The organism is Sporolactobacillus sp. THM19-2 (genome assembly GCF_004153195.1).
GTDB lineage: Bacteria > Bacillota > Bacilli > Bacillales > Sporolactobacillaceae > Sporolactobacillus.
This window is the reverse complement of the sequence record NZ_SEMC01000008.1, coordinates 20,832-35,738: the sequence shown is the minus strand read 5'-3', so window position 1 is coordinate 35,738 and position 14,907 is coordinate 20,832. Positions and strand designations below refer to the sequence as shown.

17 protein-coding genes are annotated in these 14,907 nt (G+C 46.5%); 11 read left to right on the top strand and 6 right to left on the bottom strand.

The window, feature by feature from the left end:
* Positions 1-30: 30 nt before the first annotated feature.
* Positions 31-378, bottom strand: coding sequence for a YhjD family protein (locus EWH91_RS08175; RefSeq protein WP_129929553.1), 348 nt, complete (start codon positions 376-378; stop codon positions 31-33).
* Between the two features lie 160 nt (positions 379-538).
* Here EWH91_RS08175 and EWH91_RS08170 point away from each other — a divergent pair, with 160 nt between their 5' ends.
* Positions 539-2,023: an MDR family MFS transporter gene (locus EWH91_RS08170; protein ID WP_129929552.1), complete on the top strand. Its 1,485-nt coding sequence runs from the start codon at positions 539-541 to the stop codon at positions 2,021-2,023.
* Here EWH91_RS08170 and EWH91_RS08165 read toward each other — a convergent pair.
* Positions 2,011-2,811 (bottom strand): protein-glutamine gamma-glutamyltransferase, encoded by an 801-nt coding sequence (locus EWH91_RS08165; protein WP_129929551.1) that lies wholly within the window; start codon positions 2,809-2,811, stop codon positions 2,011-2,013. The genes EWH91_RS08170 and EWH91_RS08165 overlap by 13 nt on opposite strands.
* Entirely contained in the window at positions 2,808-3,791 is a 984-nt protein-coding gene (locus EWH91_RS08160; protein WP_129929550.1) for a hypothetical protein, read from the bottom strand. Before EWH91_RS08160 ends, EWH91_RS08165 begins: the two co-directional genes overlap by 4 nt.
* A gap of 238 nt (positions 3,792-4,029) precedes the next feature.
* Here EWH91_RS08160 and EWH91_RS08155 point away from each other — a divergent pair, with 238 nt between their 5' ends.
* From EWH91_RS08155 to EWH91_RS08140, 4 genes are all read left to right on the top strand, one after another.
* Positions 4,030-4,824 (top strand): thymidylate synthase, encoded by a 795-nt coding sequence (locus EWH91_RS08155; RefSeq protein ID WP_129929549.1) that lies wholly within the window; start codon positions 4,030-4,032, stop codon positions 4,822-4,824.
* The gene (locus EWH91_RS08150) at positions 4,821-5,306 is read left to right on the top strand and encodes a dihydrofolate reductase (protein ID WP_129929548.1); all 486 of its coding nucleotides are present in this window, start codon (positions 4,821-4,823) and stop codon (positions 5,304-5,306) included. Before EWH91_RS08155 ends, EWH91_RS08150 begins: the two co-directional genes overlap by 4 nt.
* 78 nt (positions 5,307-5,384) lie before the next feature.
* Positions 5,385-5,606, top strand: a complete 222-nt coding sequence (locus EWH91_RS08145; RefSeq protein ID WP_129929547.1) for a hypothetical protein — start codon at positions 5,385-5,387, stop codon at positions 5,604-5,606.
* A gap of 393 nt (positions 5,607-5,999) precedes the next feature.
* Positions 6,000-7,451, top strand: a complete 1,452-nt coding sequence (locus EWH91_RS08140) for an NADP-dependent glyceraldehyde-3-phosphate dehydrogenase (RefSeq protein WP_129929546.1) — start codon at positions 6,000-6,002, stop codon at positions 7,449-7,451.
* 108 nt (positions 7,452-7,559) lie between these two features.
* Here EWH91_RS08140 and EWH91_RS08135 read toward each other — a convergent pair whose 3' ends face one another.
* Positions 7,560-7,907: a hypothetical protein gene (locus tag EWH91_RS08135; RefSeq protein ID WP_129929545.1), complete on the bottom strand. Its 348-nt coding sequence runs from the start codon at positions 7,905-7,907 to the stop codon at positions 7,560-7,562.
* A 158-nt stretch (positions 7,908-8,065) separates the two neighbouring features.
* Here EWH91_RS08135 and EWH91_RS08130 point away from each other — a divergent pair, with 158 nt between their 5' ends.
* The 4 genes from EWH91_RS08130 to EWH91_RS08115 all read left to right on the top strand — a co-directional run bounded on the left by EWH91_RS08130 (position 8,066) and on the right by EWH91_RS08115 (position 11,361).
* Positions 8,066-8,557, top strand: coding sequence for a GNAT family N-acetyltransferase (locus tag EWH91_RS08130; RefSeq protein ID WP_129929544.1), 492 nt, complete (start codon positions 8,066-8,068; stop codon positions 8,555-8,557).
* A gap of 280 nt (positions 8,558-8,837) precedes the next feature.
* A complete protein-coding gene (locus EWH91_RS08125) occupies positions 8,838-10,403 on the top strand; it encodes an ABC-F family ATP-binding cassette domain-containing protein (protein ID WP_129929543.1) in 1,566 nt (521 codons plus the stop codon).
* Between the two features lie 94 nt (positions 10,404-10,497).
* Positions 10,498-10,743, top strand: coding sequence for a hypothetical protein (locus tag EWH91_RS08120; RefSeq protein ID WP_129929542.1), 246 nt, complete (start codon positions 10,498-10,500; stop codon positions 10,741-10,743).
* A 165-nt stretch (positions 10,744-10,908) separates the two neighbouring features.
* Positions 10,909-11,361, top strand: coding sequence for a Fur family transcriptional regulator (locus tag EWH91_RS08115; RefSeq protein ID WP_129929541.1), 453 nt, complete (start codon positions 10,909-10,911; stop codon positions 11,359-11,361).
* Here the strand turns inward: EWH91_RS08115 and EWH91_RS08110 are convergent.
* A complete protein-coding gene (locus EWH91_RS08110; protein ID WP_129929540.1) occupies positions 11,358-11,795 on the bottom strand; it encodes a hypothetical protein in 438 nt (145 codons plus the stop codon). The genes EWH91_RS08115 and EWH91_RS08110 overlap by 4 nt on opposite strands.
* The gene (locus EWH91_RS08105) at positions 11,792-12,559 is read right to left on the bottom strand and encodes a hypothetical protein (protein WP_129929539.1); all 768 of its coding nucleotides are present in this window, start codon (positions 12,557-12,559) and stop codon (positions 11,792-11,794) included. The genes EWH91_RS08110 and EWH91_RS08105 overlap by 4 nt, the downstream gene beginning before the upstream one ends.
* Before the next feature lie 325 nt (positions 12,560-12,884).
* Here EWH91_RS08105 and EWH91_RS08100 point away from each other — a divergent pair, with 325 nt between their 5' ends.
* Both EWH91_RS08100 and EWH91_RS08095 read left to right on the top strand, forming a co-directional pair.
* Positions 12,885-13,802: a S66 peptidase family protein gene (locus EWH91_RS08100; protein ID WP_129929538.1), complete on the top strand. Its 918-nt coding sequence runs from the start codon at positions 12,885-12,887 to the stop codon at positions 13,800-13,802.
* Between the two features lie 17 nt (positions 13,803-13,819).
* Positions 13,820-14,902: a mandelate racemase/muconate lactonizing enzyme family protein gene (locus tag EWH91_RS08095; RefSeq protein WP_129929537.1), complete on the top strand. Its 1,083-nt coding sequence runs from the start codon at positions 13,820-13,822 to the stop codon at positions 14,900-14,902.
* Positions 14,903-14,907: the final 5 nt, after the last annotated feature.

Genomic DNA, 14,907 nt, shown 5'->3' with positions numbered 1-14,907 from the left:
CTGATTGATTTCAGGACGTTCACGCCTTCTTCAACCTGAACCCAGATATTGACCAATGCGTTCGTAAATCCAGTCACCGGCTGTGCTTTTATGATAACTGACCTGGAAGACCCTTCCGCGTGTATAAACTTCATAATTCAGCCAGTTTTTCCGGGTCATGTGAATATGATGCTCAAAGATTTCATCTTTATTGATTCTCATGTCTGCTGTGACCCGGTTGATGGCTATATCTATGACATTCAGATAGGCTGTTTTAAATTTCGTCCGGGTCAAAGCAATAATCCGTCTGTCCCGCTCCAGTGCCATACGGATCAGTGGAAGAAAGATGTACCGCCGGATCATCCGTTTTTCGGTTATCGTTAATTCACTGCCATTCATTTAAATCACCCGAAACTATTATATGCGAACATAGGTTCTTTTATCAATATGGAGGGAATGAATGATTGCATTTTCGACTGTTGACCGATGGCCCGATGTCGATTAAAATGAGTGCATCATTTATACTGGTATCGTATGGTTACAGAAAAGAGGACCGGCGGTGAAGCAGACCAATAGAAGCATTGTCATGACCGGTCTCATGATCGGAACATTTCTGACAGCGATTGAAGGAACGGTAATCAGTACGGCCATCCCAAGCATTGTCAGTGATTTACACGGAATCCGGATCATGGACTGGGCGTTTTCCATATTTATGCTGACGTCTGCTGTGACTGTCCCTCTCTTTGGTAAACTGTCTGATGTGTTTGGCAGGAAACGTCTGTTTACCATTGGAACGGGGTTCTTTCTGTTCGGTTCTGCTCTTTGTGGCCTTTCCTGGTCCATGGAATCTTTTATCACGGCCAGAGGGATTCAGGGGATTGGCGCAGGCGGTGTGATGACGATCAGCACAACGATTATCGGCGATATTTTTCCGATAAAAACCCGGGCGAAGATGTTTGGAATGATCGGGATGATCTGGGGTGTCGCGGGAATCTTCGGACCACTTGTTGGCGGTTTTTTTGTCGACGCTCTTTCCTGGCACTGGATCTTTTTTATTAATATACCTTTTGGCCTGACCTCAGTTTTCCTGATTACAACAGGTTTTAAAGAAAACAGGCGTAGAAAAAAGCAGAAAATTGATGTGGCGGGTGCAGCGTCGTTTACAATTAGTATGGCTGCCCTTTTATATGGACTTCAGAGAGCAGGGGAAAGCGGAAGATGGCTTGATGCTCAGAATCTGATCCTGTTTACCCTTTTTATTACTGTACTCGCTCTATTTCTGTATATTGAAACAAGGGCAGAAGATCCAATGATTCCTGTCTCCGTCCTTTGGCAGCCAATCGTTGCCATTACAAATGGCCTGGCACTTGTGGCAAGTGCCATTCTGATGGGCAACGACATGTATATGCCAATGTGGCTGCAGGGCCTGCTCGGGTACAGCGCAACGGCATCCGGCTTTGTACTGACGCCGATGTCCATCACCTGGATGGTTGGATCTTTTCTCTGCGGATGGCTTCTGGCCCATAGTGGTGTCCGAATCAGTGGATTCATCGGCACCGGGCTGCTTCTGGCGGGAACGTTCTGGCTGGAATTGCTGGACCCGGGGGTAAACCCGCTACTGTACTATCTGATCACGTCGCTTCTTGGACTTGGCTTCGGTCTTGCTCTGACATTAACCACGTTATGCGTTCAGTCTGCAGCAGGACATCAGATGCGTGGTGCGGCAACGGCTTCAAACCAGTTTTTTCGAAGTGTCGGCCAGGCCATAGGAGCTGCAGTTTTCGGGGCTTACTTTAATACAAGTGCAGCGGAAAGAGCACTCTGTCACGGCCAGGATCCGGAACGGGTGTTGAACGGGCTTAATGCGATGCTTCACTCCGGGGGCGGGCGTGATCATCCATCTTATGGTCAGATTTTTCAGGACGTCCTTTTTTTCAGTATTCACCACGTGTTTGTCGTGATGACCATTCTTGCGATTGCTGCCGTAATCATCGCTTTCTTTCTGCCGGGTCAGTTACCTGATGAGAAAGATCATAAGGTATAAAATGAGGTCCCGGCTGCGACCCGGATACTGTCCATTCGTGATCCGTCTGCCAGCGATGAAAGGGCGAGATAATCCGGACGGGTGGCTCCTGTCATCAGGAAGGCGGAAACACGTGCGCCTCTGCGCCTGTATTTATTTAATTCCGCGATGATCTCATTGGCTCGATGGATGCCAATCCCGTGGCCATAGTATAGCCCGCCGGAAAGATCTACGGCGTTTTCACCCTGCCACTGTGGTGTCTGAGGATTGACTTCCGGATTTTTAAAATAACGAACATCTCCGGGGATCCCTCCCCCAACGCGTCCGGCGTTTCTCAGAGGAAAGAGCGGGTGGTTCTGCCAGTCCCAAAGATACAGGTGCTGAAAAATTTCATTAAATCTGTGATCTGAAATCGTTTCAATCAATGCTTTGTAAAAGACAATCATCATTGCCGTAGCGCATTCAAAGGCGTAGGCCCTGCCATTTGTATAAATATCCCTTATGGCGTCTGCCGGTCGCCGTTCCGGTCTGAGTTCAAAACCTCCGTCTCCTGTAAGCAGCCAGAAATTTTCATTACAGGTGGAGTAATAAAAGGTTGCGAAAGCAGATCCGCTTTCGAGAAGGGCATGTGAGGCTTCGATTGTTTCATTTCTCATTTTTATTTCAAAGACCAGCTCTCTTTGCGATGGATAAGCGAACCATTCTCCGGATTCGGCCATTGATCGGAATATTTCAACCGAATAACGTCCGTAATCTGTATATTGCCCGTACATATCTGCATTCAGAACCTGATTTGCTGCAATGATCATGTGCCTTCACCTCTGATTGTCAGGACATTCAGCGATTTCAGCTGTTTCTGAAGTGGCAGACTGATCCATCTTCTCCATTGGCCGGGCTGCTGTTTTCTCAGGCCGGCCGAATAAGCGGCTAAGAAGACCTGCGTCTTGCCGGGAAGTTTTACAAAATCTGAATAAGTCTTCTGTTCATCCGGCAACAGGTTCTGGATCGGTTCACCGCTTCCGGGATTTACTGTTTTTCCAAGATATTTGGCGCTGTAATGAATCCGGAACGGTCGCCCGTCCGGCAGGGCATCATTCGTCTCGCCTGTATAAACGAGATAATTGCCGTTTTCCTCATACCATGTTTCAAACGCAAGAAAAGCCGTTTTATTGTCGGCGGCATGACGTACCTCGGGAATAAAACCGAGAAGCCGGCGGGCATAATGACTTTCTACATTCTGATCAGAAAGCAGATAATTACTTATGTGAACGAGCATCACCGGATTTGCTGTCTCAAGCATGGCACTGATCAGATAATGCCTCTGGCTTTTATTTTTATAACGATAGAATATCAGATTAACCATTTCGCGAATCCAGTCCTGATGAAAAGTATGGAGGATATGGATGGCCGTCTGATCAATAACCTGGGTGTAATCGGTGGAGATGATATTTTTCCAGCCTGATCTGAGAATCCACAGCAGGGAGTCCACGACCAGATCATGCTGCTCGGGAAACGGGGCATCTGCCTGGATACCCAGATCTGCACCATGAAGCACATTCTGTATATGCGCAAGAGCAATTTTCGGACGGTCATCAATTTCGGATCCCCGCATGTCCAGCTGGTCCCGAAGAAGAAACAGTACCGGAAATTCCAGCTGCGGATCATTAATCAGTGAGGCTGCATAATCCCTGCCCATACGCAGATTTTCCGCCCATTTCATCGGCAGCATTTCCGGCCGGTTCCGGCGGAGTGTGTTCAGATCATTAACGGATCCATGATCTCCGGACATATCAGCACCTCCAGGGGGTGTCAACACTGTAATATTACCTATATGAGCGTTCAGAAATGTTTATGCGGATTAACGGATCCGTCCCAGGATACGGATATCAATCGTGACAGATAAGATATGTTACACTTATTAAGAAAACCCGCGGGGGAGGGATGAAGCCCTCCATGAATTAAAGTTTCACTTTATACTTTCTTTAAAGAGCAGAAAAAAGAAATAAACAGACAGGGATGATGTGTTTATGAAGCAGTACCTTGATCTCTGCCGGAGGGTCCTTGAAGAAGGGCACCGGAAATCCGACAGGACGGGAACAGGAACAATCAGTGTGTTTGGCCACCAGATGAGTTTCAATCTGCAGGATGGATTTCCACTTTTAACAACAAAAAAGCTGCATGTGAAATCGATTATATATGAGCTGCTCTGGTTCCTGAAGGGGGATACCAATGTCAGGTATCTGCAGGAACATGGGGTGAGGATATGGAATGAATGGGCGGACGAACATGGAGAGCTGGGGCCGATTTACGGTCATCAGTGGCGTTCCTGGCCAGGAAAGAACGGACAAACCATCGATCAGATCAAATGGGTTGTGGATCAGATCAGAAAACATCCGGATTCGAGACGATTAATTGTTACAGCCTGGAATCCGGCAGACGTTCCCGAAATGGCTCTTCCACCGTGCCATTGCCTTTTTCAGTTTTATGTAAATGAAGGCAAACTGAGCTGTCAGCTGTACCAGCGCAGTGCCGATATTTTTCTCGGTGTGCCCTTTAATATTGCTTCATATGCGCTTCTGACGCATATGATTGCTCATGTGACCGGCCTTCAACCGGGAGTGTTCATTCATACGCTGGGCGATGCGCATATTTATCTGAATCATGTCAATCAGGTCAAAAAGCAGCTTGAACGTACACCACGGCCTCTGCCACAGCTGAAGATTATGAGGGATGTATCCTCAGTGTTTGATTTCCGATATGAAGACTTTAAAATAGAAGGGTATCATCCCTATCCGCACATTAAAGGCGAGGTGTCCGTATGATCTCCTTTCTTGTCGCTATGGACATCAATGGACTGATTGGTCGCAAGAATAAATTACCCTGGCATCTTCCCGCAGATCTGAAATATTTTAAAAAAGTCACCATGGGACATCCCATCATCATGGGAAGAAAAACATTTGAATCGATAGGAAGACCTTTACCCGGGAGAAAAAATATTGTTTTCACTCGTCATACCGATTTTAGCCATGAAGGTGTGACTGTATTCCATTCTTCTGATGCGTTTCTGAAAAGTGGCATCCCTTTTGGCCGGGAATGTTTTATCATTGGCGGAAATCAGATTTTCCAGACCTTTGCTCCGTATGCCGATCGGCTGTATCTGACCCGGCTCCATGCTGCATTTGAGGGCGATACTTATTTTACCGCTTTCCATGAGAAAGAGTGGAAGCTTGTTTCAGAAAAAGAGGGGAAAATGGATCAATATAATGTATTTCCCTACACCTTCCAGATCTATGAACGTGCATAAAATGGAGTGGACGGTGTTCCGTCACCCTTTAATGAATATGTGAATATCCTGTTAAAAAGGGTTACGGAGTTGAAAACTATGGGCATATATCATCTGCAGCTTCTATCCTGTTATGTCCTGGTCGGCCTGCTGATGGGCTGGACGCTTGGCTTTCTGCCGTTTTGGTACGCATGGCGGAAAAAACATCTGGCACTCCTTATTATATTGACGATGACCTGGCTTCCTGTTGCTATTGCTGCCCTGCTCGTTGCACCGATTTTCAACACATTTTATTCAGAAAAACGTGGGGAAGTAAAATAAAACGACTCCGAACGGATGGAGTCGTTTTCTCTGTACCTGAATTCGCGACTTCATTTAACTTCAGGCAGGTAAAAACGGACAAGCTGACGCATCGTATGAAAACAAATTTATGCCAGGTGTCTTTAAACAATAAATTAATTTTCTTGAAAAAAATTTGAAATGGCTTTAAATCGACCAAATAATTGGGTAAGATAATAGTACTGTGTATGTGTTATTTGACCCGTAAATCCTCTGACCCTGAGCAAAATACTGGAAAATGAGAAGACTTCATGCAATGATGTTTCTATAGAGATCTCATGGATAGTGAAATCTATTGCTTCACATAGCGCATGGGAAAGAAAAAAATTGTCAATGGTTTCTGATCAATTGGCAAATAAAAGGAGTAATGAACATATGGCTTCAAATGTTTCAGAACTGACCACTTATGATGCGTATTTAGCCGGTGAGTGGAAAAAGAGCTCTTCTGGTGAGACGATTGCCATACAGTCCCCGTATCTTCATGATACGATCGGACGCGTTCAGGCTGTGACACAGGATGAAGTGGATCAGGCAATCAAGGCTGCCCACAAAGCGCAGAAAGAGTGGGCATCGCTTTCGCTCAGCGAACGCGGAGCCTTTCTGAATCGATGGGCCGATGAACTGGTCAAAAATGAACAGGATATCGCCAGATCCGTTATGAAGGAAGTAGGGAAGGGATTCAAAGATTCCAGAAAAGAAGTCGTCCGGACTGCCGATCTGATCCGTTATACTGTTCAGGAAGCTCTGCATATGCATGGAGAAAGCCTGAGAGGTGACGGATTCCCGGGCGGACCACAGAAGAAACTGGGTATCGTTGAGCGTGTTCCGCTGGGTGTCGTTCTTGCCATTTCACCATTTAACTACCCGATTAACCTGGCTGCATCAAAGATTGCACCTGCGCTCATGGCCGGTAATGGCGTGATTTTCAAACCGGCCACACAGGGTTCAATCAGCGGCATAAAGATGATCGAAGCGCTTGACCGTGCAGGACTGCCAAAGGGGCTGCTGAGTCTGACTACCGGCCGTGGTTCTGTCATTGGTGATTACCTTGTCGAACATAAGGGAATCGACATGATCAGTTTTACCGGCGGCTCAAAGACCGGACGTCATCTGTCTAAACAGTCTGTGATGATTCCGCTTGTACTGGAACTTGGAGGAAAGGATCCTGCCATTGTCTGTGACGATGCCGATATGGATGTTGCCGTAAAAAGCATCATGAACGGTGCCTTTTCATATTCCGGTCAGCGCTGCACGGCGATCAAGCGTGTCCTGGTCAACGAAAAGGTTGCCGATGAGCTTGTGAACCGGCTGAAAGCAGAAGTTGAAAAACTGACTATCGGATCTCCGGAAGACGACAGTACGATTGTACCTTTGATTAGTGATAAATCTGCTGATTTTGTCCAGAGTCTGATTGACGATGCTCTGACTAAAAAAGCGACACTCGTTACAGGAAATAAACGTGAACGGAATCTGATCTATCCGACACTTCTTGATCATGTAACAGAAGATATGGATGTTGCCTGGATTGAACCATTTGGACCTGTACTGCCGATCATCCGTGTTTCATCAGATGAGCAGGCTGTCGAAATGGCTAACAAGTCGGAATACGGTCTGCAGGCCAGCGTTTTCTCTCAGGATATTGACCGCGCCCTGGAAGTAGCAAAAGAGGTCGAAGCAGGTACGGTTCAGATCAACGGACGTACGGAGCGCGGGCCGGACCACTTCCCGTTCCTTGGTGTCAAAGCATCGGGCATGGGTGTCCAGGGTATCCACAACAGTCTGGTTTCCATGTCACGCCAGAGAGTAACGGTTATGAACCTGAAATAAAATATTTTATCTGAAGAGGCGATTATAGCCTCTTTTTTTGTATTATTTCAATGCAGAAGGCAGACCTTGCCTGTCCATCAGCAAGGTGGGGTAAAGATACCCCCTGAATCAATAAAATGGTCCCGGTCCGTAAGATGGTCCGTAAGGCGGCTGAATATAGGGTGGATAAGCAGGGGCAGGGGGGCCAAAGGGATAAGGACGGATTCCGATGATGGTACTCAATCCGATTCCAAGCAAACTCCCGGCAAAGCCGCCCCAGAAAGCCTGCTGACCGAAACCTGGTCCAAAAAATCCCGGATTTCGCCCATCTCTTCGCTCGTTTATTGCGTCGAATGGTAAAATATAGACATGATCCTGATCTACGGATTCAATGATACCTGTAAGTATGGATCCGTCATCAATCTGTATTTCAACAGGCAGATGAATAAATGACTGATAATAATCTGATCCAGACACGTTCAATTCCTCCTCCGGGCAAATACAAATCCTCAGATGCCTATACTTAGTGTATGCATCAGGCCGGAAAGCGGGCAGGCGGTCGCCCAGATCGGTATTTTCTGCCTGTTCCTGTCTGCCGGGCGCACGGCTGATGTAAGTAGAAAGGGATGAACAGAATGTATGACGTTCGGGAAATTGCAGATGATGAGCATGAAGCCATCGGACAGCTCGCAAAGGAGCTCTGGGGCGATCAAATCATGGTTGTCCACAATGAAATATTTGACCTTTCCTGTTTTCCCGGCTTTCTGGCTGAAGAAAATGGAAAAATCATCGGCTTTCTGACGTACAGACAGATGGGACACGAGGCTGTTGAGATTCTGTCTCTGGACAGTTTTACAGAAAACAGAGGTATCGGTTCCGCCTTACTCGATGCTGTCATACATTACTGTGCCAGAAATTGTGTTCATCGTCTTTTTCTGACGTGCACCAATGATAATTTTCGTGCCCTCGAATTTTATCAGAAACGAGGGTTTACTCTAACTGCTTTTCGAAGAGGAGCAGTAAACGAGGCAAGAAAACGAAAACCGTCGATACCGTTACGCTCAAAAAATGGTGTACCCATCGAACATGAACTGGAACTGGATTATTTCCTGCCGGATTCAGTTTGATCTGGCACGCAAATTGCAGTAAAATGAATATATCTTTTGAAGGGAAGTGGAAGCCTGATGTTCTTATCCGATGTTCTTACACTCAAATTGGCCTGAGATGGGTGAAGTCTGCCTATTTATTAACAACGGCCAATCGAGTACGGAATTCGGATAAGGGACAGCTTCTGCTTAATCGTGATTATTCTGCGAAAGGGACGGGGCCGTCTGGCTCCGTCCCTTTTTTGATACCGTCGTGCCCTTCTGGCTCTGACGTACCGATGGCCATGAAAGGGGAAGAAATATGTTATTGGTTGAAGCAAAAAATGTATCTTTTTCATATGGTGACAAACTGATTTACAGAAAAATGAATTTCAGGCTGCTCGAGGGCGAACATATTGCGCTCGTCGGCAGAAACGGGGCGGGTAAGTCAACTTTCCTGAAATTACTGACAGGGCAGCTGCTTGCTGACGGCGGCAGCATTGAAAAAAGGCGCAATCTGCATATTGGGCTGATTGAACAACATCTTCATTTTCGAAAGCATCATACGATTTATACCTTTATGAAAAGTGCCTTTCAGGATCTTCTGAATGCCGAATCACGGATGAATGAACTGACTATGAAAATGCAGCAGCCGGATGTTGATCCGGCGTGGATTGATGAATACGGCAGACTTCAGGATAAGCTGCTGGCTCATGACTTTTACACCATTGACGCCAGAATCAGTGAAATGGCTGAGGGTCTTGGACTGTCGGCCCTGGGTATGGATACCCCTGTCAATCGGATGAGTGGCGGTCAGCTGACAAAACTGTGCCTGGCCAGGCTATTGCTTGAAGCGCCTGAGATGTTATTGCTTGATGAACCGACTAATTATCTTGATGTGGCACATATTAACTGGCTGACAGACTATCTGAGAGATTATCCGCATGCGTTTATCGTTGTTTCGCATGATACAGCTTTCTTGAACCGTATCGCAAATGTCGTTTATCATCTTGAAAATCATGAACTGATACGCTACGTCGGTAATTACAACTCTTTTATGAAACAGCATGAACTGCGCCAGGAACAGCTGGAGATCGCCTATCGACAGCAGCAGCGAAATATAAAGAAACTCGAAACGTATATCCAGAAAAATAAGGTGCGGACTGCTACCGCCCGGCAGGCAAAAAGTCGTGAAAAACAGCTGGATAAAATAGAGCGCATGGATCCCCCTGCGACCGTTCGAAAGCCTTCCTTCCATTTCAAAGTCGACAGACAGCCTGTGCGGACGATCTTCGCCGCTAAAAGACTAACGGCAGGATATGATCATCCGCTCCTTCCTCCTGTAGATGCGGAAATCATTCGCGGGGAAAAGATCGCACTGGTTGGCCATAACGGGATTGGTAAAACCACTTTTTTAAAAACACTGCTTGGTTTGATCCCGCCATTGTCCGGCAGAGTGGTTACAGGGGATCGGGTGATGCCTGGTTATTTTGCACAGATTTCTGCACCTCCGGATCTGACGCCACTTGAATGGATGAAAGAGCAATTTCCCCGTCTGGAAGAAAAAGTGATTCGTCAGCATCTGGCGCAGTGCGGGGTTTATGCCGAACATATGCGCCAGCCGATGAACACGTTAAGCGGGGGCGAGGAGACCAAAGTGAGAATTGGGCAACTGATGCTCCTGAAAAGCAATGTCCTTATTTTTGACGAGCCGACGAATCATCTGGATGTCGATGCGAAGGAAGCATTAAGTGAAGCATTGGAGAAATATACCGGGACTGTTCTTGTCGTCAGCCATGAAAGCAGCTTTTTCAAACGATGGGTAACAAAAGTCTGGAATATTGAAAATTGGTCATCACAGAGCAGGGCGGATCATGTACGGGGATAAGAATATCCGCCTGATGAATGGACAGGTGCCGCGCCTCCGAAATGTGTTTGTTCATAATATAGGGGAGAAGTACAATGCGTGAGGGGGTAATCCATTGGCTTATGACGATCTGCATGAGAGATGCAGAGGTTTACTCAATCAGTGTGTCGAGATTCGCTGTCATGATGGTTCGGTTCATCGCGGGACGCTGAATCATGTTGACGGGCAATTTGCTTATTTGACACCTGAAGAGGATATCGGTCATGACGGACCCGGTTTGTTTTTATGGGGCTGGGGCTGGGGTGTTCCTGTTGCTCTGGCTTCGATCGCTGCGATATTTGCACTTGGTTTCCTGTGGTAATTCATCCTGCAGGTATAAAAAGAGGCCTTTAATGGGAAGGCCTCTTTTTCGTATTCAAAGGGAAATCGGTGTTGATCTCTGTTTTTTCGATGAAAAAGTTGTTATGCTGGTATTAAGAAATTTATTATTGAATGGGATACAGGTGAAAATCAGAGGGTGGCAAAAATGAATAAGAATGAAGCACTTAACCTGTTAAAAACAAAGGGTTTTAAACATACAGATAAACGTGAAGATATCCTGGATCTGTTTGAAAGTAAAACGGGCTATCTATCCGCTAAAGATATTCAGAACGCCCTGAAAGATAATTATCCAGGATTGAGCTTTGATACCATTTATCGTAATCTTTCATTGTTCAGAGATCTGCTGATTCTGGAGGAAACAGAACTTGACGGCGAAAAAGTTTTTCAGTTCCATTGTTCGGAGCATCATCACCATCATCTGATCTGTCTTCGCTGCGGTAAAACGAAAACCATCGAGGTCTGCCCGATGCGGGACCTTTCGACACTTGATCCTGAATTCAAAGTGACCGGTCATAAATTTGAAATTTACGGGTACTGTAAAAGCTGTCAGGCAGAAATGAAACGTTCGAATCAGAAGGAGCCGGAGGAGCAGGTTTAGAGCCGAATATCGATAACGGCAACACCTGATGCCTGATTTTTCCACATCAATTCTTCAACAGCATCCTGCAGCCTGTCTTCGCAGGAGATGAGCAGAAGTATTTTTGAAACCGGTTCTTTGTGCCGCTTGAATTTTGTATAGATATAATCAACGAAGAGACCAACGACAAAACCAATCAGACTTGCGCTGATTCCCCAGAGAATCGGACCAGGGTACAATCTGTAACCGATACATGCCCCGATTACGCCAGCCACTGTACCTGAAACAAACCCTAAATCCACAAAACTTTTCCCATCATACGGTTTGGAATGACCGGGCGGATGTTTCAGAGGAACAGCACCTATATTTTTTAGCCCGTGTTCCATGTTTTTCAGGGAAGTCAAAGCGATCTCAACGAAGATAGAATGTTCAAACATGGCCAGTATGATTTTCAAGGATACATCCTGCCCTTCTTATACAGGAAACGCCAGTCCGGCGACCAGTTGTCCTTCAGATAATCATCCAGTTCCTTATCAAAGAGCCGGTTGGAGGCAATCGTGGAGGTATAGGCATCAAAGGCGGATCCGAAAATGAGTGAGGGAAAAAACAGAATCCATTCCATATCAATGACCTGCGTAGATTCAGTCACGCAGCCGTTCATCAGGAGTACCAGTCCCTGCAGGTCGTGCGAAAAATAAGTAATAACTAATGTCCAGAGCAGGAGAGAGAAAGCCGTCAATGTACGACGGGCATATAGCTGGCCCAGACCGGGAAACAGGAGAGACCACGCCGCTGAAATCCAGGGGATCCGCTTGTCCAGATAACAGATCTCAAAGTCATTCATATCAAATACTTTCATCCGGACAGGCTCCGGATCAACCAGACAGGTCAGTTTATTCATGTCAACTGCTGAGCGGTAGCTGTCCCAGATGCAAAAGGAGTAAAAAGGCAGGTAGATAAGCGACCATCTGGGGTCAAGCACGAGTCCGGCCTCTTCAAATGCTCCTGTGAATGTATACATCATAGACAGGTTTAATCTGGAAAAGACATTGATGAGAATTTCGCACAGAAACAGAATATTGCCCTTTAAATGCATGTTCAGAAGCATATGTCCAAAACCCGGGAAGGCTGCCGACCACCAGGCGATCACAATGGGATTGCGTTTATAGATCTGTACGGTTCCGAAACAGCTCAGATAAGCCTTATTACGTCGAGTCATCCATTTTCCTTTCAACATCAATACATACACCGGATTCATATTTCTGGAGTCATGTTATTGTTCTGCAGGAATAAAATTAATATTCACAGACAGAGAAAAGTGATCTCAGGCGGGTCAGAGCGAAGAGCTCAATTACATCCTCAGGCACTATCCGGATATTAATCTTCTATTCAGAAATATCTTGTTATCTATGTAAAAACACGTTAATATTAATTTCATAGAACTATTTCGATCGATTTGTCAGTGATATAAACCCGGATCATAAAGTCGTTCCCGTCCTGTGGAAACGGCTTTATGTCTGATTGATGAATAGGGGACGATGGTTATGATCTTACCGACTCACCTGGACGAAGGAGACACAATCGGTATCATCAGTCCGGCAGGTCCTCCTGACCCTGTGAATCTGGAAAGAGCGCTCAGCTGGCTGCGTGAGCTCGGATTCAAGATACTTCTCGGGAAACATGCAGGTGAATCACTGGGCTATCTGGCGGGTCCTGACGAGCATCGGTTAAGTGATCTGCATGAAATGTTTGCCAATGACCGCTGTAAAGCGATTATCTGTTCACGCGGCGGTTATGGAACAGCCCGCTTTGCTGACCGGATTGATTATCAGCTGATTCGTTCTCATCCGAAAATTTTCTGGGGTTACAGTGATATTACCTTTCTTCATACAGCGATCAGGCAGAATACCGGGCTGGTGACTTTTCACGGTCCCATGCTTGCATCGGATCTGGGACTGGAAAATGTACCCTTACTTTCCAGACAGTTGTTCTCACAGCTGTTCGAACCGGCTACGCTAAGATATGATGAATCTGTATCGCCTCTTCAAACCCTTTGCTGCGGAAGCACGGAAGGGGAGCTGGTCGGTGGTAATCTGTCTCTGTTGGTGAGTTCGCTGGGGACACCTTTTGAAATTGACACGAGAAATAAAATTCTTTTGATAGAAGATACGGGGGAAGCCCCTTATCGTGTTGATGGTATGCTTAATCAGCTGCGTCTTTCGGGTAAACTGGCACAGGCTGCCGGCTTTATTGTTGGAAATTTCCGGATCGAGACATCTGATGAACAGGAATCTGTCTCCATTGAAGAGGTGATCAGCAGCTATCTTTTACCTCTTGACAAACCGGCTTTAGGTGGTTTCCTGATTGGCCACTGCCAGCCCCACTTTGCTGTGCCACTGGGTACAGGAGCCTTACTTGACGCAGACAGAAAGCAGCTGTGGATTCAACCGGGTGTGAAATAAGTGAACAGAGGGATAACATGAAAATCGTTGATATTCATACCAGAAAATTAACCGTTCCACTGATCAAGCCCTTTAAAACGGCACTGAGAACCGTCTCGACAGCAGAAAGTATCATTGTATTTGTTACCTGTGATGACGGCACCGTCGGTTTTGGTGAGGCACCTCCCACGCATGTGATCACAGGAGACAGCCTTGAAAGCATAGATTATGCCATTATGCAGGTTATCCGCCCACAACTCATCGGCCTTTCCATTGAACATCGGGAACGGATCAGCGACATTCTGGAAAAAGCGATGGTACATAATACAAGCGCAAAAGCGGCTCTTGACATTGCGGTTTTCGACTGTCTCGGTAAACTTGCCGGCATGCCGCTTTATCAGCTGCTCGGGGGTTATACGAATCGGATTGAAACAGATTATACGGTCAGCGTGAATCCGAAAGATGAGATGATACAGGATGCTCGGAATCTGGTCGATAAAGGGTTCAATACGCTGAAAATTAAGGTGGGCAACGCAGCCACAGCGGCGGAGGATATAGAGCGGGTTACAGGTATCAGGAAAGCGGTCGGCAGCCATGTGAAATTACGCCTCGACGCCAATCAGGGCTGGACTGTCAAACAAGCCATTTCGGCGATCCGAAAAATGGAACGGATGGATCTCAATATTGAACTTGTCGAACAGCCGCTTCCTGCCTGGGACTTTGAAGGTATGAAACAGGTCACTGACAGCGTAGAAACGCCAATCATGGCTGATGAAAGTGTTTTTAGTCCAGGAGATGCTGCGCGGCTTCTGGCGATGCGCGGATGCGATATCATAAATATTAAATTAATGAAGGCCGGCGGGATAACAGGAGCGGAGAAAATCAACAATCTGGCAGAGGCATACGGTATAAAATGCATGATCGGATGTATGATAGAATCCAAAGTGGCGGTTTCAGCAGCCTGTCATTTTGCAGCTGCTAAAAAGAATGTGACTCGCTGTGATGTGGACGCTCCGATGATGTTTGCCTCAGATCCGGTCAACGGCGGCATCCGTGTCCGAAAGAACGAAATCTTCCTGCCGGATGCACCAGGGCTCGGCATCCATAAAGTGGTTTTCTAAAGATG

Coding starts and splice junctions, on each gene's coding strand:
- EWH91_RS08175 (WP_129929553.1), bottom strand. CDS start 378: ATGAATGGCAGTGAATTAACGATAACCGAAAAACGGATGATCCGGCGG.
- EWH91_RS08165 (WP_129929551.1), bottom strand. CDS start 2,811: ATGATCATTGCAGCAAATCAGGTTCTGAATGCAGATATGTACGGGCAA.
- EWH91_RS08160 (WP_129929550.1), bottom strand. CDS start 3,791: ATGTCCGGAGATCATGGATCCGTTAATGATCTGAACACACTCCGCCGG.
- EWH91_RS08155 (WP_129929549.1), top strand. CDS start 4,030: ATGAAGCAGTACCTTGATCTCTGCCGGAGGGTCCTTGAAGAAGGGCAC.
- EWH91_RS08150 (WP_129929548.1), top strand. CDS start 4,821: ATGATCTCCTTTCTTGTCGCTATGGACATCAATGGACTGATTGGTCGC.
- EWH91_RS08145 (WP_129929547.1), top strand. CDS start 5,385: ATGGGCATATATCATCTGCAGCTTCTATCCTGTTATGTCCTGGTCGGC.
- EWH91_RS08140 (WP_129929546.1), top strand. CDS start 6,000: ATGGCTTCAAATGTTTCAGAACTGACCACTTATGATGCGTATTTAGCC.
- EWH91_RS08130 (WP_129929544.1), top strand. CDS start 8,066: ATGTATGACGTTCGGGAAATTGCAGATGATGAGCATGAAGCCATCGGA.
- EWH91_RS08125 (WP_129929543.1), top strand. CDS start 8,838: ATGTTATTGGTTGAAGCAAAAAATGTATCTTTTTCATATGGTGACAAA.
- EWH91_RS08115 (WP_129929541.1), top strand. CDS start 10,909: ATGAATAAGAATGAAGCACTTAACCTGTTAAAAACAAAGGGTTTTAAA.
- EWH91_RS08105 (WP_129929539.1), bottom strand. CDS start 12,559: ATGACTCGACGTAATAAGGCTTATCTGAGCTGTTTCGGAACCGTACAG.
- EWH91_RS08100 (WP_129929538.1), top strand. CDS start 12,885: ATGATCTTACCGACTCACCTGGACGAAGGAGACACAATCGGTATCATC.
- EWH91_RS08095 (WP_129929537.1), top strand. CDS start 13,820: ATGAAAATCGTTGATATTCATACCAGAAAATTAACCGTTCCACTGATC.